20 protein-coding genes are annotated in these 20,603 nt (G+C 44.8%); 5 read left to right on the top strand and 15 right to left on the bottom strand.

Annotated features, from left to right (window positions below):
* Nucleotides 1-33: 33 nt before the first annotated feature.
* Together BLV90_RS07410 and BLV90_RS07405 are read left to right on the top strand one after the other, a co-directional pair.
* The gene (locus BLV90_RS07410; RefSeq protein ID WP_245726285.1) at nt 34-858 is read left to right on the top strand and encodes an ABC transporter ATP-binding protein; all 825 of its coding nucleotides are present in this window, start codon (nt 34-36) and stop codon (nt 856-858) included.
* 5 nt (nt 859-863) lie between these two features.
* A complete protein-coding gene (locus tag BLV90_RS07405) occupies nt 864-1,643 on the top strand; it encodes a (2Fe-2S)-binding protein (protein ID WP_091738900.1) in 780 nt (259 codons plus the stop codon).
* A 152-nt stretch (nt 1,644-1,795) separates the two neighbouring features.
* Here the strand turns inward: BLV90_RS07405 and BLV90_RS07400 are convergent, their stop codons facing one another.
* From BLV90_RS07400 to BLV90_RS07390, 3 genes are read right to left on the bottom strand one after another with little or no spacing between them, the layout of a single operon-like run.
* Complete coding sequence (locus BLV90_RS07400) at nt 1,796-2,803, bottom strand: HPr family phosphocarrier protein (protein WP_091738629.1); 1,008 nt, start codon at nt 2,801-2,803, stop codon at nt 1,796-1,798.
* A gap of 58 nt (nt 2,804-2,861) precedes the next feature.
* Entirely contained in the window at nt 2,862-3,272 is a 411-nt protein-coding gene (locus tag BLV90_RS07395) for a DUF6114 domain-containing protein (protein ID WP_091738626.1), read from the bottom strand.
* A gap of 17 nt (nt 3,273-3,289) precedes the next feature.
* Nucleotides 3,290-3,832, bottom strand: a complete 543-nt coding sequence (locus BLV90_RS07390; RefSeq protein ID WP_091738623.1) for a DUF6230 family protein — start codon at nt 3,830-3,832, stop codon at nt 3,290-3,292.
* A gap of 257 nt (nt 3,833-4,089) precedes the next feature.
* On the opposite strand from BLV90_RS07390, the gene BLV90_RS07385 reads away from it, so the two are divergent.
* The 3 genes from BLV90_RS07385 (at nt 4,090) to BLV90_RS07375 (ending at nt 6,388) form a co-directional block, all read left to right on the top strand.
* Nucleotides 4,090-5,286: a helix-turn-helix transcriptional regulator gene (locus BLV90_RS07385; RefSeq protein WP_091738621.1), complete on the top strand. Its 1,197-nt coding sequence runs from the start codon at nt 4,090-4,092 to the stop codon at nt 5,284-5,286.
* A 244-nt stretch (nt 5,287-5,530) separates the two neighbouring features.
* Nucleotides 5,531-5,872 carry an IDEAL domain-containing protein gene (locus BLV90_RS07380; RefSeq protein ID WP_091738617.1) on the top strand — a complete coding sequence of 114 codons (342 nt, stop codon included), beginning with the start codon at nt 5,531-5,533 and terminating at the stop codon, nt 5,870-5,872.
* Nucleotides 5,873-5,953: 81 nt separating this feature from the next.
* Nucleotides 5,954-6,388 (top strand): RrF2 family transcriptional regulator, encoded by a 435-nt coding sequence (locus tag BLV90_RS07375; protein ID WP_091738614.1) that lies wholly within the window; start codon nt 5,954-5,956, stop codon nt 6,386-6,388.
* A gap of 43 nt (nt 6,389-6,431) precedes the next feature.
* On the opposite strand, the gene BLV90_RS07370 is transcribed toward BLV90_RS07375, so the two are convergent.
* From BLV90_RS07370 to BLV90_RS07315, 12 genes are all read right to left on the bottom strand, one after another.
* Entirely contained in the window at nt 6,432-7,463 is a 1,032-nt protein-coding gene (locus BLV90_RS07370) for an acyltransferase family protein (RefSeq protein ID WP_091738611.1), read from the bottom strand.
* 89 nt (nt 7,464-7,552) lie between these two features.
* On the bottom strand, nt 7,553-7,747 hold the full coding sequence (locus tag BLV90_RS07365; protein WP_091738897.1) for a YwbE family protein: 195 nt from the start codon (nt 7,745-7,747) through the stop codon (nt 7,553-7,555).
* 64 nt (nt 7,748-7,811) lie between these two features.
* Nucleotides 7,812-9,431, bottom strand: coding sequence for an ABC-F family ATP-binding cassette domain-containing protein (locus BLV90_RS07360; protein WP_091738608.1), 1,620 nt, complete (start codon nt 9,429-9,431; stop codon nt 7,812-7,814).
* 132 nt (nt 9,432-9,563) lie between these two features.
* On the bottom strand, nt 9,564-10,847 hold the full coding sequence (locus tag BLV90_RS07355; RefSeq protein WP_245726284.1) for a TrkH family potassium uptake protein: 1,284 nt from the start codon (nt 10,845-10,847) through the stop codon (nt 9,564-9,566).
* A gap of 87 nt (nt 10,848-10,934) precedes the next feature.
* Nucleotides 10,935-11,594: a potassium channel family protein gene (locus BLV90_RS07350; protein ID WP_091738602.1), complete on the bottom strand. Its 660-nt coding sequence runs from the start codon at nt 11,592-11,594 to the stop codon at nt 10,935-10,937.
* 158 nt (nt 11,595-11,752) lie between these two features.
* Nucleotides 11,753-13,117, bottom strand: a complete 1,365-nt coding sequence (eat, locus tag BLV90_RS07345) for an ethanolamine permease (protein ID WP_091738598.1) — start codon at nt 13,115-13,117, stop codon at nt 11,753-11,755.
* Between the two features lie 57 nt (nt 13,118-13,174).
* Nucleotides 13,175-13,942 carry an SDR family NAD(P)-dependent oxidoreductase gene (locus BLV90_RS07340; protein WP_091738595.1) on the bottom strand — a complete coding sequence of 256 codons (768 nt, stop codon included), beginning with the start codon at nt 13,940-13,942 and terminating at the stop codon, nt 13,175-13,177.
* Between the two features lie 24 nt (nt 13,943-13,966).
* A complete protein-coding gene (locus tag BLV90_RS07335; RefSeq protein ID WP_091738593.1) occupies nt 13,967-15,367 on the bottom strand; it encodes a glutamine synthetase family protein in 1,401 nt (466 codons plus the stop codon).
* A 26-nt stretch (nt 15,368-15,393) separates the two neighbouring features.
* Nucleotides 15,394-16,848: an NAD-dependent succinate-semialdehyde dehydrogenase gene (locus tag BLV90_RS07330; protein ID WP_091738590.1), complete on the bottom strand. Its 1,455-nt coding sequence runs from the start codon at nt 16,846-16,848 to the stop codon at nt 15,394-15,396.
* A 279-nt stretch (nt 16,849-17,127) separates the two neighbouring features.
* Nucleotides 17,128-18,504 carry a 23S rRNA (uracil(1939)-C(5))-methyltransferase RlmD gene (gene rlmD, locus BLV90_RS07325; protein WP_091738588.1) on the bottom strand — a complete coding sequence of 459 codons (1,377 nt, stop codon included), beginning with the start codon at nt 18,502-18,504 and terminating at the stop codon, nt 17,128-17,130.
* Nucleotides 18,505-18,661: 157 nt separating this feature from the next.
* The gene (locus BLV90_RS07320; protein WP_091738585.1) at nt 18,662-19,510 is read right to left on the bottom strand and encodes a DUF6612 family protein; all 849 of its coding nucleotides are present in this window, start codon (nt 19,508-19,510) and stop codon (nt 18,662-18,664) included.
* A 145-nt stretch (nt 19,511-19,655) separates the two neighbouring features.
* The gene (locus BLV90_RS07315) at nt 19,656-20,585 is read right to left on the bottom strand and encodes a YegS/Rv2252/BmrU family lipid kinase (protein WP_091738581.1); all 930 of its coding nucleotides are present in this window, start codon (nt 20,583-20,585) and stop codon (nt 19,656-19,658) included.
* Nucleotides 20,586-20,603 lie beyond the last annotated feature (18 nt).

The following is a 20,603-nucleotide window of genomic DNA, read 5'->3' as shown; positions in this document are numbered from 1 at the left end:
CCTCAATCGGAGGGAAAACGGGAGGGTTCACCCTTGAAACCGACTCTGGCAACTGACCGTTTAACTTTAGCCTACGGTTCTTCTCCAATCATCAACAACCTGAATCTTACCATTCCTAAAGGGAAAGTTACTACCCTCGTAGGAGCTAACGGATGTGGCAAGTCCACACTACTCCGTTCTCTTGCCCGTCTTCTCAAACCCAGGAACGGGGTCATTTTATTGAATGGCAAGGATATTACTCAGCAATCTACCCGTAAAACGGCATGTGAAATGGCTATTTTACCCCAAGGCCCTGTCGCTCCTGAAGGACTAACAGTTCACCAGTTGACCAAACAAGGTCGCTATCCCTATCAGTCATGGCTGTCCCAATGGTCTGCTGAGGACGAAGAAAAAGTAGCTTGGGCTCTTGAGGTTACAGGGATGCTACCCCTCAAGGATCGCCCTGTTGATTCCCTATCTGGGGGACAACGTCAACGGGCCTGGATCGCCATGACCCTGGCCCAGGATACTGATACCTTACTACTTGATGAACCTACGACTTACCTAGATCTTACTCATCAAATTGAAGTGCTTGACCTTCTCTATGATTTAAATGAACGGGAAGGGCGCACCATTGTTATGGTGCTGCATGACCTGAATCTAGCTGCACGTTATGCCCATGAAATGATAGCCATCTGTCAAGGTAACGTCTACAGTCAAGGATATCCTGAAAATATTGTGACTGAGGAATTAGTCCGAGAGGTTTTTCAATTAGACTGCCAGGTCATCTCCGACCCTGTATTTGGTACTCCAATGTGTATCCCCCATGGGAAGGGGCGTATCTTACAACATCGTAAGTTGACAGCTATAGGGGGCTAAGGGACATGATAAGTACAAAAAGCAAAGTCACTCTTATAAAAACGCAAATAGTAGAATACACTCCTCAGCCACCTGAGGAATTACTAGTGACGGTAAGAGCATCCGAGCTAATCGATTCTTCCCTATGCGAAGATCTCCTCCACCTTTGGGCACGGCGAATCGACGTAAAAGAGCTACCTGTAGCAGCCTCTATGCTAGCTAAACGATACTCCTCCCAATTGATCTATCAAGCACTACACCATTTATCTGTACAAAATTCTGCACCGGACTGGTCCGTAGAGAACTTACATCTTCATTTTAATTCTGGCTGGGAGCTCACCCTTGCTCCTATTAATCTTCAGCTGAATCCTTGTCCTGAAGATCGTAGAGATGAGTGGCGAAGGAAAAAGCTTCAGCAAATCCTAACGAACAACTTGGTTCCTGTATTTAATAGCCTAGCTAACTACGCTCCCGCCTCCATCCTGTGGGAAAGCGCAAAGGGATATCTTTATTATTTCTACAATATTTGGATACGCGAAGCATCAACTAATTGCGACCAAGCTAGGATCCTTGATGATTTTAACCTGTTAACTTCTCCAACCTCCCCTCTCATCGTTGAGAAATTCACCAATCCTTTCCATGGCGGATTTCGTACGATCCCTCACCCTACAGAGCCTGAAAAAGAGATGCATGTACGGCAAACCTGTTGTCTCTATCATCGACTACCTGGGGCAAAACCCTGTAGCACATGCCCCCGCTTACAGAAACCCTCCTGCGATAGCGGGAGATCCCTACTCGATTCATAATATACTATCCAACAGAAGACAATTGGGAACCGGAACACTGCACCCGGTTCTTTTTTTGAGGCATAAGAAAAGACAGACTCAGAACGCTATCTCACCGGTTCTGAGTCTGTCTTACCATTCCTCTGCTCTGCATCCACTTCAAAGAGATCCCCTTACTTAAACCAATCAGCAATTTCACGAACAGCTTTTTCAGCATCACTGCCCTCTGCTGTGACGGTAACCTCTGAACCCTTGAAACGATTCATCAAGATCATATTTTCCCACTTTTTGGCGTCATATTCTTTATCGCCGCGTTTCAAAGTTACTTTAGCACTATACTCTTTAGCCTTGTTTACGATCTCTGCCACCATGAAATAACGATGCAGTATTACTTTTTCTTGCAACGGATCTGGATTATCAGGCGTTGGTGTACCTGGGTTCGTTGGATCCGTTGGATTACCAGGGTCCCCTGAATTATCCGAATCAGGGGGATCTCCTCCAGCAGGATCATCTGGTTTGGAATCATCCTTATCCCCTGGTTCCTTCTTAGGATCTTTCTTTGGATCCTTCTTATCTTTTCCTTTATCAGGGCTGAGGGACTTATTGATCTGCTTTTCCCGTTCGCCCTTGCTTAGCGAAGAGAATTTACGCAAATCGATGAGAAGTCCATCATCGGGTGGATCAATGGAGACACCTTTCCCGGCTTCTAAATTAAGGTTTGGCATCTGTGCAAGCGCCGCATCCATGTTTTCAACACGCATATAGACATCGTGCAGAACAATAGAAGGCATCAGATTGCCGAGTTTAAAAGGTTTATTGAAATGAATGAAATCCTTCCAGTCGATTTTAAAACCGACTGCACTCGCACTGACCGAAAGCCCATCGATGGATACAGGTCCTGGATCCTTAGCGCTCATAGTCCATTTACTACCATTACCTGTATCATATAAGGCTCCCATCTCCATCCCGGAGATCTTCGCCTCGCTAATCGACATTTTCATAACCAAACCATGGTTACCTTTACCGATTCCCATCAATAATCCCTTGGACTCGATACGGTCTGCACGGATGACTAAGGCTTCAGGGACCGCTTTAGGCGCTCCCCAGACGGGCATTGCCGGGAGCATCACAAGGGATAGAACAAGGCTCCATCCAATGATGATGGCAATCGCTTTTTTCAAGGATACTCCCCCTTTCTTCACCCCGTGACGTTTTAGTAGATCCGTCCATCGGGAATTTTTAAACTGCTGCAATTGGTTCTTCGCTCAGATCTTCAAGTGACTCATTTTTTCCAACTTCAGGATTTGATTCCCAAGCTATACAAAGACTACCGCCGGTAATCCCCGCTATCATACCAATTAGCAATCCACCCAAGGCACCAATTAATGAAAGAATAGAGAGCAAGATTCCAAATACTCCGAGTAGGCGGACATAACGGGGCATCAACCAACCAATTACGCCACAGGCGAGGAGTAGACCCCCGAAGAGAATACCCGTGAACGCGAAGTTACCTGGCACAAAGGCCAACCAATATAGTTGAGCCGGAACATAGAGCGTCAAAAGGCCAGCAAACATAAGCAATATCAAACCGGCTTTTGGTCGGATAGACTCCTTCTTTCTCCGGTGCGTTCCCGTCTTCCTCTCTTCCATAAGTCATCCTCCTTTCCTTAGTTTAATTTCTGAAATTCCAGCTTCATTCCTGGTAGAGAGATTGTATTGTTGAAGAGATAGTGACCTCGCAGCTTCGCATTTGTCAGCACAAGGGAATTAGCCGACATTTCAAATTTTTTCTGCACATCTTGAGAATAATTTTCTTTTGTTGTGAACTTTTTGAAACTGTGATTCCCCTCAACTTTTGAAGCATCCATGACCATCCCTGTTGACTTTGCCACACCAGAACAGGTGACGAGAACTCGGACTTTTCCATAACCAGGGATATCAAAGTCTTTGTACAATTTCATACCATAAATTTCTGCATCCATCTGCATTGCCGCCTGAGGAGTCATCTTCTTTTCACTAGTTGGCCCCATCTTAGGCAACAATTTAAAGTCTGTAGCGACAATCTTATCTGCTTCTACCATAAAGCCGCCCACTCCAGCAATCGGAACAGCAGCAGCGACACCACCAGCTAGCAAACCTGTAACTAGCAATGATAATACGGTGAAGGAAGTAACTAAACTAATCCAAAAAAGCTTACCACGATACCTCATTCAATCACCCCGCCTTTTCTCACGAAATGAAACCGCTTACATTATATGCAGTGGTAACAAAAAAAGAGGCCTTTTCCACGGCATAAAGAAATTATAACCTCATCCTAACCCGATACCAACCCTGCGAATACAGGAACTTGCTCCCCCACTTCATGGGGTTCAAATGTTTTTCCCTCATGCATTTCCTAATTGTTATATAATATGGGCAAGGTAATATTTCAACAACTACTTTGTCAGCAAAAAAAGGAGATAGCCACATGCAATTCCCCACGCTTCTCGACATCCCTATGCTTTCCCGCAAGGAAATGCAAACCATTATTGATGCAGTTTCCCGGGGCTACTCCGATATTTTGGTTCATTGGAATATCAAGTTGGCAACGCTCTCTATAGATAATAAAGAAAAATCCATCGTCAATGAGATGTTTTTAACTCTGATTAATAATTTAAATCTTCTTCCGGACAATCGGAATGGATATAGTGATAAATTCTTACGTTTAGTTAAAAAGAATCATACCACCCTACAACCGCGATTCGTCACCTTTACTTTAGGCGTTTTTGAAGAGATTCTCACTGGATTACTGCCTCGGACAACCACTGAAGATTGGACGGGCTTCCGTTGGATACACTCTCTAGTCTTTTCTCTGCTAACTTCCTTATTAAATATCACTCATCCCGACAACGAGACACCATCCAAAAATAAAATCACGACCACCTACCCAAACTCGATCATTAACAAAACGAGGTCGATGTTAGAAAGCATCGTAAAATTTGATACCCTCCTCCTTGGCGCCCACTCTTTAGAAGATGTGATGCGGTTAACCGTTCATCATCTTGTTGAAGCTATCGGTTATAAGCGAAGTGCACTCTTCTGGTATTCACCGATTACGCGAACAGTTGAAGGAACTCATTCTCATCAGGTAGATATTACTGAATTACGCCGAGTACGTGCATTTGAATCCAATATACCCGGGATTCCGTGGTTGATCAGACAACATCGTCCGTTATATGTCCAAGATGTATCTCTCCATCTCCCCAATCACTACATTAAGCAGTTCCGTCTGCAATCATTATTGATTGCTACTTTACACGTGGATCAACACCAACCTGTTGGCTTTCTGCTTCTCGACCGTGATGGAGACTCCTTTGTGTCAACCACAGAGGAGATGGATCTACTAGAACAATTATCTACTCGCGCTTGTATCGCCCTTCGACCCAAGTTGTACGATTATACCTCCCTTTCCACTCATCCTCCTGCATCTCCTGTGCTCACGCACAGGGAACAGGAAATTCTACAAATGATCGCGTACGGCTACTCAACTCGTCATATTGGAGAGACATTACATATCAGTGAGCATACTGTGGCAGAGCATGCTCAAGGAACGTTAAAAAAGCTAAACTCCAAAAACCGGCCCGAAGCTGTCGCAAAGGGGATTCGATTAGGACTCATCCGGTAACTCTTCGGCCTCTCATCTAAATAGGATTAAATCTTGTAAAATCGGGAATCATTATACTAGAATCGATAGGAAAGAGATGGCAATACGGTCGGACAAGAATGTAGGTTGACGTCAGAAATCACGGCCTATTATAATAAACTAAACGCGGATGTAAAATTCGCCCCTTTTATCGCACTCTTAAATGAAATAAAAAAGATTGCAGTTGTCCGCCCGACACACCTCATCAAGGAAGGCGGTGCGTACCATGGAAACTCTATTAAACCCTCCGCTCAATACCGGGGATTGGGTTCAAGGTAAAACAGAAAATGACGAATTGTTCCAAGGATACGTGGAAAGCATCGACACCCAAAGAGGAATTGTCCACGTGCGTGTTATCCAATCCGATAATAATGACGTTCTGGGGAAATTATTTAGTAGCCCTATGGACCGAATTCGACGCCTTAACCAAGGTCCTTTGGATCAAGAGGGCTACCTTTTAAATTTGATTGACCTTGCTCTTGCTACCCGAGACAAGACGTGGTTTATGGAACTTACTGATCTGCTTAATCAGTTGGAACACGGTACAAAAACGGTAAACGCTGCCTGACTATAGGCATATCCACATGGGATGGGAACTTTTCCCCTCCCTTTTTATTTGATTATATAATGATATAAAGGAGGTAACCCAATGAATAGTGATTTTAGCCTTGCTGTCCATAGCCTAGCTTTATTTGCTCTTCACCCGGAAAAAAAGCGAACGAGTGATGAGCTTGCAGAAAATACAGGTGTTCATCCCGTCCGGATGCGTCGGAGCCTTGGCCTACTAAAGAAAAATGGATATATCCGCTCCAAAGAGGGGGCTGGTGGAGGATTTTCCCTCGCTTGTAACCCGGACGTTATTACGCTAGACCGTCTCTATCATCTCACTTGTCCAAGTACCTTACAACCCAAAAGTACTCCGGTCAACTGCGAATGCCCTGTAGGCTCCATTTTGACTGATGTATTAAATGATATTTTATCGGATGGAGAAGATGTACTTACCAGGTACCTTAAACAATGGTCCATCAGTGATGTAGTCAACCATATCCAGGACAAAAAACAATGTGATCCAGAAAAGGTCTGACTCTAAGAAATGAGTCAGACCTTTTTTAATGAATACCCACTGATTAAGTTCTTGCTGCAACCGTACTTTTCTTATTCCATCGGAGGAAGGACATGAGGGGTCTCTCCACTACGAGATATAAAAGTGAACCAACCAACACTGTCAATAGTGACAATACGATAACAGCCACCTTGGGTCCCATCAGTCCGTATAATCCCATCACATAGAAAAAATACTGCAACAACACAATGATAGGAAAATGAGTCAGGAATAAGGTATAGGATGCACTCCCCAGGAAGTGTAGCCAGCGTGGAATCCACCACTCTCGCTTTTGTTCCAATAAAGCTAATCCTAATAAAATTGTTGCGGATGGAATTCCATAGGCATATAGATCATCCAGTGGTATCCAATGACTCTCACCATTTAACCAGGCTCCGACTAGACCCGCAAATCCGCCCGTCACCAATAATTGTGGATAGGGGATATCTACCTTGGTTACCAGGTTAGCAATAAATCCGCCCGCTAAAAAATAGATATGGTATTTAGAGAAGAGCATTTCTAACCAAATATTTCCGGACCAAATTTCATTGGTGAATTGAATAAATACGCCCATAAACCACAGAGATAATAGTACAGTTCCTCTACCTTTACCAACATAAATCGCTATCCCAAATAGGATGTAGAAAATCAGAAAGCCGCTCAAAACCATTGTATGAGGGGCTACCGTCTGTTCCTCGGGAAGGAGTAAAAACGCATAGACGATCTTTTTCAGTGATGGCTCCACCCCAATAAAAAAGGGGGCAAATACTATCATCGGAATTAACGTATACCAATAGGTTGGAAAGATTCGTAGAAGCCGCTTCTTCATATAATTGATCGCTACTTGCGTATCACCGAAGCGACTATTATAAGTATGAAAAAGGACAAAACCACTGACAAGCATAAAGTAGTCCATTGCACCAGAGCGCACCGTGCTATCCCAGTCAAACAAGCCTACTTTCCAATAGCGGATTCCCAGCTGATGAGCGGTAAAAAGAATCATCAACAGGCTAAAAAAACCACGGGAAGCATGAATCAAATTCCACTTCTTTTTCATGGGTACTTCCTCCGAAAAAATATTCACTTTTTATTATGGCAAGTAGATGCCTCCCCTGCAATGGGAAACCCTGTCTTTTTAGTTGAGATTCACGTGTGAATCACTTTCACACGTCCCACTTGGCCATTCTCCAAACGGACTTTAATTCCATGTGGGTGATTGGGTGATGAGGTCAAGATATCTTTTACTACACCCCGTGTCTGTTTGCCTGTGCGTTGATCCGCCTTCAATACAATCTCGACAGTAAGACCTGGTTTAATATCCTTACGTCTGGTACCGTCCATCATCCTCACTCTATCCCCTCTCGATAAAAAGGCTGTCCCACCACCAGGTGAGTAGCCTTTTTGATCATTCATACATGTTTTTCACTTTTTCCTGAAGAGCTTGATCCTCAAGGTACTCATCATAGGTCGTCATTTTATCAACCAATCCTTGTGGCGTAATCTCCATGATACGATTGGCCACAGACTGAATCATTTGATGGTCATGGGTAGTAAAGATGATGGTACCAGGAAATTCTTCTAACCCTTTGGTCAGAGCAGTAATGGCCTCCATATCCAAGTGGTTCGTCGGCTCATCCAGAATCAAGACGTTTGAGCCAGATAGCATCATCCGAGACAGCATACAACGTACCTTCTCGCCTCCGGAAAGAACCGAAGCTTGCTTCAACACATCTTCTCCCGAGAAAAGCATCCGACCAAGGAACCCACGGATGAAAGTTTCCGACTGATCCTGCGGGGAGTATTGACGTAGCCAATCGATCAGATTTAAATCAACACTTTCAAAATAGGCATTATGATCCTTAGGGAAATATGTTTGGCTAGTGGTTACCCCCCAGTTATACTCCCCTGCATCCGGCTCCAACTCACCGACTAGAATCTGCATCAATGTTGTCTTTGCTAATCCATCTGGACCAACAAGCGCTATTTTATCTCCTTTATTGATTCGAAGGGATAGATCATTGAATACTTTCTCTCCTTCTACGGTCTTCGAAAGGCCCTCTACTCCGAGAAGGTCATTACCAGCTTCCCTTTCGGGCTCAAAGTGAATAAAGGGATATCGCCTAGAGGAAGGTTGAATATCATCGGGCGATAGTTTCTTCAGCATTTTCTTACGAGAGGTTGCTTGTCTTGCTTTGGATTTATGAGCACTAAAGCGGGCAATAAAAGTCTCTAACTGCTTCCGCTTCTCTTCCATCTTCTTATTCTTCTCTTTTGCTAGTGATAGAGCCAGTTGACTGGACTCATACCAGAAATCATAGTTCCCTACAAATAGTTTAATCTCTCCATAATCGATATCAGCCATATGGGTACATACAGTATTTAAGAAATGACGATCATGGGAAACCACGATGACGGTGTTTTCAAAATTGAGCAGGAAATCCTCTAACCACCGAATGGCTTGGATGTCTAAGTGGTTTGTCGGCTCATCCAGAATGAGAATATCTGGCTCACCAAAAAGCGCTTGAGCCAACAAAACCTTCACTTTTTCGTTCCCTTCCAAGTCTTTCATTTTCTTGCTATGGAGTTCATCCAGAATACCGAGACCAGAGAGAAGCTGAGCAGCTTCGGATTCAGCTTCCCACCCATTTAATTCAGCGAACTCCCCTTCTAGTTCAGCTGCTCTTACACCATCTTCATCAGAGAAGTCCGGCTTGGCGTAAAGGGTATCCTTCTCCTGCATAATCGTATAGAGCCGCTCGTGTCCCATGATGACTGTCTGTAACACTTCTTGCTCTTCATATTGGAAATGATCCTGCTTGAGTACACCCAAACGTTCTCCAGGGGTAATGTGTACTTCTCCTTTATTCGCTTCTACCTCACCTGAGAGGATTTTCAGGAAGGTAGACTTTCCTGCACCATTGGCCCCGATCAAACCATAACAGTTCCCTGGGGTAAATTTGATATTCACGTCTTCAAATAACTTTCGCCCACCATAGCGCAGGCCAATTCCTTGTACACTGATCATAAGAAAACCGTCCTCCAAACCACATAAACTTCTCTCATTGTAACACGGAGGAGAAGCAATACGCGCTGTGTATACAAGAAATTCATTTTCGTCCATGGTAGACTGGCGTATTCTTCATCCTAAAGAATCCCTCTAAACCGTCAACGTCTTCTCTTCAGGATAGCGGATGAGCTCTTTACTTTCACGTTGTGCGATGGCAAAGGCGAGGGTTAGCGGTCCTAGTCGGCCCGCAAACATCGCAATCGTAGCCACAATTTTCCCAAAGGGAGTCAACTCAGGTGTCAATCCCAGGGACAAACCCGACGTACCTGCCGCGGATACTGCCTCAAACATGGCCGTCATTAAATCAGTACGTTCTGTGATCGTAAAGATAATGGTAACCAGCACAATAATCGTAAGAAATACCGCAAAGATGGTTAAGGCTCGGTACACTTGTTCATGGGGAATCCTACGCCGAAAAGAAACCACATCACCTTTCCCTCGGATCATGCTCAAAACAGCTAAGAACACGATGACAAAGGTAGTGATCTTAATCCCACCCCCGGTAGAACTGGGTCCCGCACCAATAAACATCAACATGATCAGAATGAACTGGGTTGCAGGATACATATCGGCGATGGGCAAGGTGCTAAATCCCGCAGACCGAGGGGTTAATCCTTGAAAAAAAGAGGCTACGATTTTTTCCAACCAAGAAAGAGAAGCTAAGGTTTTTGGATTGGACCACTCTATCAATAGAACAAGGAGCACCCCCAATACCACCAGGACCCCATAAGCCGTTAAGACAAGCTTCGTAGTTAAACTGAGCCTTCGTCTTTTAGGGTACTGAAGCAGATCCATGATCACCACAAACCCAATCCCCCCAATAAGGAATAAGCCTGTAATCGTCAAGTTAATCAAAGGATCTTGAGCGTACTTGGTCAAACTGCTAAATGGAGTATCGTAACCAAAAAGGTCAAAGCCAGCATTATTAAAAGCAGAAATCGAATGGAAAAGAGCATTAAATAACCCCTCTCCCCACCCCAGTTCCGGTACCCAGCGTATAGCAAGTAAAATGATACCCAGGACTTCCGTGATGAGCGTAGTAACAAATACAATTAGCGTCAGCCGTACAATCCCTTGCAGTTGGCCCTGGTTAAAGGATTGCTGTAACACCAAGCGCTCCTTGATGCCAATTTTTCGTCCCGTCAATATAGCATAAAGTACACCAAAGGTCATAAAGCCCAAGCCACCCAGTTGCATCAAAACCATAATGACACTCTCACCAAACCGACTAAAGGTTGTTGCTGTGTCCACGACTACAAGCCCAGTAACACAAACAGCAGAGGTTGATGTAAACAGAGCATCCAAAAAACTAAGGGATCGTCCACTCTCGGTCGAGATCGGTAAGGAGAGGAAAAAAGTCCCCACTAGGATCATCACTAGAAATCCTAGAACTAGAATTTTAAGAGGGGATAAACTACGAAAAAACTTTCCTGTCATATCACCCACAACCTTTATTAGCCATCACTTTAAATTATAACTCTCAAACCTTCGTAGATTCTCATTATGACCGATAACCACTAAGACATCCCCTTTTTGAATCACATCCTGGGCCATCGGGGCGATATTTATCTGTTTATCGCTTTTGATCGCCATGACATTGCATCCAAATTCAGAGCGAACATCTATTTTTTCCAAGGATTTTCCATCAAAAGAACCCCCTGCACTAATTTCAATGATACTATAGTCATCCGCTAATTCGATGTAGTCGAGAATAGTGGGGGAAATCAAATGATTTACCACTCGCACTCCCATATCTCGTTCTGGAAAAACCACTTTTTCTGCACCAATCTTATACAAGACCTTCCCATGAAGATCGTTAGTCGCTTTCACGACCACTTTTTTTACACCGATTTCCTGCAAAATCAATGTTGTCATAATACTGGATTGAATATCTTCACCAATAGCAACAACAACAACATCAAAGTTATTAATTCCTAATGCTCGAAGTGCCTTCTCATCCGTCGAATCAACTTCTACTACATAGGTAACAATTTCTGAAAATTCTTGAACGCGATGAGGGTCCTTATCCACAGCCATCACTTCATAACCCATCTCATATAACGTTTTTGCCACACTCGCGCCAAAGCGACCGAGGCCAATTACTGCAAAGTTTTTATCCATACCCATCCCTCCGCTATCCAAATGGCCTCATTATATATCAGGGATACCCTATTGACGATAAAAAATACCCTTTAGAAGTAGTTGTTAGCTACTTTTTAAAGGGTAAATGAGAGGATGACTATCCTACTGTAGGTAAATATCACCTAACCTATTTTTACTTAATTCCCCAACTCTGTCTTTAACGAAGGATCCTCGGATTTTCGCAATTGGGCGCGAGTTTGCACCCAATAGTAGATCACCCCTACAGCGAAAATACTCAAAATAATCCATTGCAATGGGATTTCCACTCCCAGAATGGGTAATTTGGTGGTTAAAACACTGTAGCGAATAACACTATACAACGATAGAAGACCGAGGGCTAGTGCGACGCCTGGCACCAAGGGATAGAATACTTTATAGGGACGCTCCAGATTCGGTTCTTTTCTCCTCAAAACAAAAAGGGAGATCATACTGAGGCAATACATCAATACTGCTCCAAATACCGATAAGATAATTAACCCACTGGCAAAATTAGCAGAAGCCGCACAGATGACACCAATCAAACCCGGTACAATCAAACCCCAATGGGGAACTTTTTGCTTATTGAGACGAGAAAGAAAACGAGGGAGATAACCTGCTCTAGAAAGAGCAAAGGTCTGACGAGAGTAGCCAATAATGATCCCATGTAAACTAGCAATCAACCCTGCCAACCCAATCACCGCTACCATAGTAGGGAGTATCGAGTTCTGACCATAGACTGCCGATAATGCTTGGGGCAAAGGATAATCTGCTGGATCCCCCTTGCCTCCGCCCAATCCAGCAGTAACAAAGAGAGTACCCACTGTACAGATCGCTAATGTCAGAATCCCAGAAATAAACCCTTTGGGAATGTCCTTCTTTGGATTTTCCACCTCTTCTGCAGCCATCGCCCCTCCCTCAACGGCTAGATAAAACCAGAGAGCAAAGGGAATAGCGGCAAGTATACTCGTCCACCCTCCAGCGAAAGGATCATTTGCGAAAAGTTGATCGATTTTCACATGAGGGAGACCTGCTCCATAATAAAGAAACAATCCCACGAGGGCAAGGATCGTGGCTACCATCTCAATCAAAGCCGCTCCCTTCACTCCAATCAGATTGATCAGAATAAAGAAGAGAAAAACAGCTACTGTTCCATAAATAGGCGAAACTGAAGGTAATAGAAAGTGTACATATGCACCCGTGGAAACAGCAATAGCCGGCGGAGCAAAGACAAACTCAAACAGAACAGCTAATCCTGTCAGATATCCCATAAAAGGTCCTAATGCTCGGCGGGCATATTCAGAGGGGCCATCGGCTCGGGGTATTGAGGTAGACAGTTCCGCATAGCTAAAGATAAAGGTGGTATAGAAGATGGTAATAATGCCCACGGCAATAGCTAGCGCCATAACACCCCCTGCCTCAAACCCATAATTCCAGCCAAAGTATTGTCCAGAGATCACCATTCCCACCGTAATCCCCCATAAATGAATGGGTTTGAGCGCTTTCTTTAATCCGGTATTCTCCATCGGATGCCCTCCGTTTCTATCACATTCTACTTCTCTCCCTCTTTAAACATTCATTTCTCAGAAGTAGTTACTCGTTATTCCTCCATCGATGGGAATGATAGAACCATTGGTCCAATCGGACTCATTCGATGCCAGATAAATGGCACAGTGAACAATATCCTCCGCTCGCCCAAACCGACCACTAGGTTGACGACCGAGACGAACCTGACGAGCTTCTTCATCCTTCAATAGCCAATCCGTTAGCAAAGGGGTTTCTATAGGACCCGGACAAATGGCGTTACTTCGAATACCATGGGGTCGAAATTGAATCGCTAGGGATTTAGTAAGTGCAACCACCGCTCCCTTGGAAGCCGTATAGGCATCCTGGGGAACGCTACAACCCATCGACGCAACGAAGGAAGCAATATTGATGATGGACCCTGCCCCCTTTGACACCATGAGAGGGATCGTATGTTTACACATCAGGTAAATTCCCTTCACATTGATCTTAAGAACCTGATCCCATACCGCTTCATCCGTATCCACTACGGAATGATCCTCAGCAGGCATGATCCCTGCATTGTTATAAAGCACCTCAGGAGTGCCACATGATTCTTGTATCTTCTCTATCGTCTGCTTTACACTTTCTTCGTTCCCCACATCACATAGAAAGTACTCCGCATGGCCACCTGACTTGTGAATATCAGCTACCGTCTGTTTGGCAGCCACTTCGTCAATATCTAAAACCGCTACGATCGCTCCCTCAGCCGCAAACATTTTCGCGGCAGTGCGCCCCATACCGCTTCCTGCACCAGTAATTACACATACTTTATTACGTAACCGCATTGTACTCCCTCCTATTCTCTTCAATTACCCTTGTTCAAAATAGCGTGCCCGTTCCCAGTCTGTCACAAAGGCGTCATAGGCTCGCTGCTCTACACGTGCCGCATGGCCATAATGATGGCGCACTCCTTCACCCATCACCTTCTCAACGACTCTACTCTTCTCCCAACACTCAATCGCCTCATAGAGAGAAGTAGGAATGCATTGTACTCCTTCACCTTGATAGGCATTTCCTTGATGCTCCTGTGGAAGTTCAAGCTCTTCCTCAATTCCTTGCAAACCTGCTCCAATCATAGCCGCATAGGCCATATACGGGTTAATATCAGCGCCTGTGATCCGATTCTCAATCCGTAAACTCTTTCCTGAACCTACAACGCGATAGCCCGATGAACGATTATCACGCCCCCATACAATATGGACGGGTGCCCAGCTCTCAAGGACAAACCGTTTGTAAGAATTGACGTTAGGAGCAAAACAGAGGGCAAAGTCTCTAGTATACGCCATCAAACCAGCAAGAAAGTGACGCATTGTACTGGACATGACATCCCCATCAGAACCATCCTCATGAAAAAGGGATCTCCCACCATCAATATCCTGAGCACTGATATGGATATGACCACTAGAACCTGTCCAACGCTGGTCTGGCTTTGCCATAAACGTTAGCGCTGCACCTTCTCTAATGCCAATCTCCTTTGCTCCGTGCTTGAACAGCACATGACGATCCGCTGAGATAAGTGCCTCATCATAACTCATATTTACTTCATGCTGTCCAATGGAGGCCTCTCCTTTAGAAGATTCGATAGGAATATCCGCCGCTGTCATCCACTGACGTAACTTTCGATAAAATGATTCATTGCGAGTTCCTTGCAGAAGGTTATAATCCTCGTTATAATGACCGGCTACATTTAAACTTCCATATCCTTTATGATGGGCTTCTTCATAGGAATCTTTCATTAAATAGAATTCCAACTCACTCACCATGGTAAGAGCGATTCCTCTTTCACGTGCCCGCCCAAGCTGTCGCTTCAAAATACTACGTGGTGAAATCTCGATTAACTCACCGGTTTTCTCATCCACTACATCACACATGACTAATGCTGTTCTCTCTAGCCAAGGAATCACACGCACAGTATCCCAATCCGGCTTTGCTAACCAATCACCATATCCACCATTCCAGTTCATATCACGATAGCCACTTAGCGTGTTCATGGCCATATCCGTACCTAATAGATAATTACAAAAATGTGTCCCATGCTTAGACCCATGTTGGAGGAAAAACTCCCCGGTCAGTCGTTTTCCCATCAATCTTCCTTGCATATCACAGAATGCTAGAATCACAGTATCAATCTGCCCATTTCGGATCGTTGATACTAGCTCCTCCTTTGAAATCCGTCCTCTATTGCGAGTGATTTGAATAGTCTGATCCATCGGTTGCCACACTCCTTTAAGGTGGGTTAATCAAGCATCGTCAGAATGGATTTCAGCTCTAAAAATTCCTCTAATCCATAGCGTCCCCCTTCACGACCCACTCCACTTTCTTTTACTCCACCAAAAGGGGATTGTGGAAAGCTTAAAGAAGTTCCATTGACACCGATCATGCCAAAATCTAACGCTTCACTCACTCGTTTGATGCGGCGTGCATCATTCGTAAATAGATAAGCCGCCAAGCCATAGGGAGTACGGTTGGATCTTTCTATCACCTCAGACTCCGATTGAAAGGAGAGGATCGGTGCAACCGGGCCAAAAACCTCTTCCTCAGTCAAAGCCATCCCACTCTCTACTCCAGCCAAGACAGTGGGAGAGTAAAAGAAGCCATCAGCGTACTCTCCTGTTGTTAGTTTCTCTCCACCACAGAGTAAGCGGGCTCCTTTATTTACGGCATCCTCAACAAAGAATGCTACCTTCTCCTGAGCCGCCTGGTTAATCAAAGGACCCATCTGGCTTTTCTTGTCAGTTCCTCTCCCGACCATAATCTTCGCCACCCTGGAGCGAATCTTCTCTTCCAATTCTTCCCGAACAGACTCTTGGGCGTAGATCAGGTTGATTCCATTACACATCTGACCACAATTTTCGAATTTATTGTCTACGATTGCATCGGCTACCCGATCACAATCAACATCATCAAAAACAATAGCAGGTGCATTTCCGCCTAGCTCTAAAGAGAGACGTTTCATCTGATCGGCTCCTTGACGCATCAACTCTTTCCCAACAGCAGTCGAACCCGTAAAGGAAATTTTCCGTACCCGATGATCTTCCAGCCAGGTCTTACCGATCAACTTTGCATCTCCGATAACTAAGTTAGCTACCCCGGATGGTAGTTCTGTCTCTATCAACAATTGAATTAACGCCGCGGCGATCAGCGGAGTCTCACTTGCTGGCTTAATGACTACCGTACAGCCTGCTGCTAGAGCTGGAGCCACTTTGCGTGTTACCATCGCTGCTGGATAATTCCATGGCGTAATGAGTGCGGCCACCCCTACCGGGCGATGTAGCACGGTGATTTGTTGTCCCCGTTTCCCTGGAGGGAGAACCTCTCCTCCCAATCGCTTTGCCTCTTCGCCATACCATTCAACAAAGGACGCTGCGACCTCAATTTCTCCCAACGCTTCAGCAACGGGCTTTCCCTGTTCGCGAGACAGAAGCTCTGCTAAGGAGTTTTTGTTATGGCGGATTCCAGCAGCCCATTCCTTAAGTACCTCTGCTCGTTCATGGGGCAGACGATTAGACCATTCAGGAAAGGCAGACCAAGCGGCTTCTACTGCCTTTTCCGCCATTTCCGTTCCCCCCCATGGAACCTCACTGACACTTTCTCCTGTCGCCGGATCGACTACTTCTAGTTTCTCAGAACTAGTTTGTCGCTCCCCGTTGATCCAACAAGACGCTTCATCCTTCCATGCATGTACAAGCATGTTCTCCCTCCCTTTCACTCTCCTTCGTCTTCTCAGGAGAAAACCTTCCCCTTGCCCCTAAGATTAAAAAACATTGTATCAAATAGAGAAGGGGCAAACAACAGAATTAATAAAATGATCTGACTATCTTTAGTGAGATAAACAATTAATATGCTAAAATGACAATATTTGACGAGAAGGACCTAGGAAAGATATCCCTCATCTCTTACTTATAAATAAAGGCAATGGATGACAAAAAAGAGCGGAACTTTTTGCCATCCATTGCCTTTTACTTTTAGGTTACTCTCTTTCAAACACTGTAACACATTCAATATGATTGGTTTGTGGAAACATATCCACAGGTTGCACCTGATGCAAATGGAAGCCCATCGCTTCTAGACGAGCCGCATCACGAGCCAAGGTAGCTGGATTACAAGAAACATATACGATGCGCTTGGGGTTCATCTCAACACATGCTTTTAAAAGCCTCTCCTCACACCCTTTACGTGGCGGATCAACGAGGATGACATCGGCACGAACGCCTTCTTGCTCCCACTGCGGCATTACCTCCTCAGCTGATCCACAGGTAAAACTAGCATGATGAATTTCGTTCATCATCGCGTTTTCCCTCGCGTTTTCAACTGCTTGTGGAACGGATTCTACCCCAAGAACACGAGTGGCATGTTCTGCGAGATACAACCCAATCGTCCCTGCTCCACAGTACACATCGATTACGGTTTCCTGCCCTGAAAGAGAAGCAAATTTTTTCACTTCCTCATATAACTTTTCCGTTTGCACAGGATTCACCTGAAAGAAGGAATGAGGGGAAATTGCCAACTGAATCTTCCCAATGTAATCATGGATCACCGAGTCGCCCCAAAGAAGACGATTTTCTGTACCTAACACAACATTGGAACGCCGGGGATGAATATTTTGGATCACGGAAGTAAGCCCTGGGACCTTCTCGACTAACCGAGAAAGAAGCTCCTTACTTCTAGGTAAGCGATCTCCATTGGTAACCAATACTACCATGACATCTCCCGTATGGACCCCTGTACGAACCATCACATGGCGCAAGATTCCCCGGTGATTTTTTTCGTTGTAAGGAGGGATATTTAACTCCTTTACCAGGTTTTTTACCAACTGAATCGTTCGATCATTTTCTGGTTGCTGAATCATACAATGACTAAATTCAACGATCTGATGAGAACCCGCTGCGTAGAAACCAGCAACCGTCTTCCCTTGACGTTGTCCAAAGGGAACCTGAGCTTTATTGCGATAATTCCAAGGCTCTTTCATCCCACGGGCTGGCAATACCTCTACATGATCCAACCCTCCAATCCGGCGAAAGGCCTCTAGGACTTGTTGTTGCTTCATCGCGAGCTGAGCCGGATAAGCAAGGTGTTGGATCTGACATCCTCCACACGTTTCAAAGACTGGACATGGTGCATCCACTCGATCAGGACTAGCCTCCATGATCTCTAGCAAACGAGCATGCGCATAGGTTTTCTTCACTTTCGTCACGGTGATTCTTACATGTTCCCCAGCCAGGGCAAGTGGGGTAAAAACAGTAAACCCTTCTTTCGTCTTCCCCACTCCATCACCGGTATGGCTCTGACCCGTAATTTTTAATTCTAATCTCTCCCCCGGTTTCACTGGAGGAATCAACTTTGACATGATCGATAAACTCCTTCATCACCATGGATAACACCACCGTATTCTTCCTGCGCTTCATTGTAGCACAGCGAACAATATGGAAACCAACGAGTCCCACAGGAGCATAAACTCATCAGCTAGTCTAGGTATTCATACATTTCACATTCATTTGTCCTTATTATTGAAAAGGAGGTATCTTCTTGCCTTGAACTCCGGAATAAGGCAGGGCCTTCTCATATATTTTCCGTGGAATGGATATTTTCTTCACTTGGCCACGAAGTTGATGCGTCCATTCTTGCCGTGCTTTTACCTGTTCATTTTTGAAATACATCGTAAACTCTACGGCTTGCTCTATTTGAATCAAACGGTAGTTTTCCTTATTTATTCGAACGCGTACTTTCATTTGTTTCCCTTGAATCTTATCGCTTAAATGAGCAGGGAGATCGATTCCTTCAAGTGAACGTTGATCGATAAAAGAGCCCACCTGTTTTCCTGTGAGCGTTGCTATCAGGGTGATATCCTTCCCCGATGGTTCTACCTGTTTCATCCGGGCGGAATCTTTCATTTTACGGAGCACCCACATTGGATCGGCATATACTTTCTGTTCACTTTTCTTATTTGAACGTTTCTTTACATGCCAACGATTTTTAATAAATATGTACTCTCGATCATCCATCACATACCAACTCTCAGGGGTGGTTTGGCTCACAAAGTCCGTAGCAACGGTACGGGACCCTTCTGCGTGGATATTAAGTGGTTTACGGGTAACAAAGGCATTTTGCTTCCAAGAAACACGGGTATTTTTTTTATCATTCTGTGGGAATCGATACTGTTGATTATTAGCACTCTCCCAACGGTACCCTTTCATCTTTTTCATTGAGGATAATGAGCGATCGATTAGTTCATATGCTGTTAAACCCTTCTGCTTCTTTGGGCTACCTTTTTGACCTTCTGTTACAAAAGAACAGGAACTCATTAATAAACAAAAAAGAGCACATAGCATCCACATACTTAACCATTTTTTCATGCGACATCTCCTTTTTTGATAAAAACTTTGTCCATTATAGATAGTACCTCCATGGTATCACAATCACAGCTTCCCTCCCCATATCAGCCCCTTACGCTTTACATGAAAAAACTGCTCCCGATAAGGAAAGCAGTTCTGCTCCTCTTCAACCAGATGCTTGAGAACGAAGATTCACCCTCTGTTGCATACTCATCGGGTAACAGATCTCTATATATCCTTTCAGGATTTCTATTTTGCCAGATAGCTCTCCACCCCATTCTCCATCAAGGTTTAGTCGCATGGGCTTTTGTGAGGTGATACTCAGAAAATCAGTTTGAAAGTAGAGAATTCGTTCATCATGGATATGCTCCCCTTTGCGCACCAAACCCATCAGGTGAATCAAATCGGCAATATTCCCCTTCTTTACCACCAACACATCCATTCTTCCATCTGAGACATCTGCTTGAGGAGCCAACCTTTCAAACCCACCAATCGAAGGACTATTCGCTACGACAAAGAGCAGTATCTCCTCTGAAAAACTTCGATCAGAAGCTTCCAGTTGCACATGGAAGGGATGAAGTAACGAACCGATTTTCTCCAACCCCTTTGCATAGTAAGCCAAAGGACCAATCGCTGATTTTAAACGACTAGGAGCCTCATAGGAAACCTCCGTCAGCCATCCAGCCGCCGCCACATTAATGAAAAAACGATCATCCAGCCGGCCTACATCTATCCGCCGAATCCCCCCCTGCCCAATTACATCACAGGCCTGAAGAAGATCTTTGGGTAACTTTAACGAGCGTGCAAAGTCATTACTCGTTCCACAGGGGAGTACGCCTAAGCGAGGCCGTTTTCCACCGGTCGCTAGACCGTTGACCACCTCATGGATCGTACCATCCCCACCTGCGGCAATCACAATATCAAAGCCTCGCTCCATAGATTGGCGAGCCGCCTCCAAACCATCCCCTTTACATCGTGTTGCGTGGCACGAGGTTTCCAATCCATAGGATTCTAATCGTTCTAAAATACGCGGAAGCTCACGTTCAATGCTTTCTTTTCCTGCTGTCCGATTATAGATGATACGGGCACGTTTCATAGTTGGCTCCCCCTAATC

The sequence above is a fragment of the Marininema mesophilum genome (assembly GCF_900106775.1).
Lineage (GTDB): Bacteria > Bacillota > Bacilli > Thermoactinomycetales > DSM-45169 > Marininema > Marininema mesophilum.
Note: the sequence above shows the minus strand (reverse complement) of the source record. Positions and strands in the feature narration are given on the sequence as shown.

What these genes read in the sequence shown, in the direction of transcription:
- BLV90_RS07405 (WP_091738900.1), top strand. Translation starts at nt 864, where the DNA reads ATGATAAGTACAAAAAGCAAAGTCACTCTTATAAAAACGCAAATAGTA.
- BLV90_RS07395 (WP_091738626.1), bottom strand. Translation starts at nt 3,272, where the DNA reads ATGGAAGAGAGGAAGACGGGAACGCACCGGAGAAAGAAGGAGTCTATC.
- BLV90_RS07390 (WP_091738623.1), bottom strand. Translation starts at nt 3,832, where the DNA reads ATGAGGTATCGTGGTAAGCTTTTTTGGATTAGTTTAGTTACTTCCTTC.
- BLV90_RS07385 (WP_091738621.1), top strand. Translation starts at nt 4,090, where the DNA reads ATGCAATTCCCCACGCTTCTCGACATCCCTATGCTTTCCCGCAAGGAA.
- BLV90_RS07380 (WP_091738617.1), top strand. Translation starts at nt 5,531, where the DNA reads ATGGAAACTCTATTAAACCCTCCGCTCAATACCGGGGATTGGGTTCAA.
- BLV90_RS07375 (WP_091738614.1), top strand. Translation starts at nt 5,954, where the DNA reads ATGAATAGTGATTTTAGCCTTGCTGTCCATAGCCTAGCTTTATTTGCT.
- BLV90_RS07370 (WP_091738611.1), bottom strand. Translation starts at nt 7,463, where the DNA reads ATGAAAAAGAAGTGGAATTTGATTCATGCTTCCCGTGGTTTTTTTAGC.
- BLV90_RS07365 (WP_091738897.1), bottom strand. Translation starts at nt 7,747, where the DNA reads ATGGACGGTACCAGACGTAAGGATATTAAACCAGGTCTTACTGTCGAG.
- BLV90_RS07360 (WP_091738608.1), bottom strand. Translation starts at nt 9,431, where the DNA reads ATGATCAGTGTACAAGGAATTGGCCTGCGCTATGGTGGGCGAAAGTTA.
- BLV90_RS07355 (WP_245726284.1), bottom strand. Translation starts at nt 10,847, where the DNA reads ATGATCCTAGTGGGGACTTTTTTCCTCTCCTTACCGATCTCGACCGAG.
- BLV90_RS07350 (WP_091738602.1), bottom strand. Translation starts at nt 11,594, where the DNA reads ATGGATAAAAACTTTGCAGTAATTGGCCTCGGTCGCTTTGGCGCGAGT.
- eat (WP_091738598.1), bottom strand. Translation starts at nt 13,117, where the DNA reads ATGGAGAATACCGGATTAAAGAAAGCGCTCAAACCCATTCATTTATGG.
- BLV90_RS07340 (WP_091738595.1), bottom strand. Translation starts at nt 13,942, where the DNA reads ATGCGGTTACGTAATAAAGTATGTGTAATTACTGGTGCAGGAAGCGGT.
- BLV90_RS07335 (WP_091738593.1), bottom strand. Translation starts at nt 15,367, where the DNA reads ATGGATCAGACTATTCAAATCACTCGCAATAGAGGACGGATTTCAAAG.
- BLV90_RS07330 (WP_091738590.1), bottom strand. Translation starts at nt 16,848, where the DNA reads ATGCTTGTACATGCATGGAAGGATGAAGCGTCTTGTTGGATCAACGGG.
- rlmD (WP_091738588.1), bottom strand. Translation starts at nt 18,504, where the DNA reads ATGTCAAAGTTGATTCCTCCAGTGAAACCGGGGGAGAGATTAGAATTA.
- BLV90_RS07320 (WP_091738585.1), bottom strand. Translation starts at nt 19,510, where the DNA reads ATGAAAAAATGGTTAAGTATGTGGATGCTATGTGCTCTTTTTTGTTTA.
- BLV90_RS07315 (WP_091738581.1), bottom strand. Translation starts at nt 20,585, where the DNA reads ATGAAACGTGCCCGTATCATCTATAATCGGACAGCAGGAAAAGAAAGC.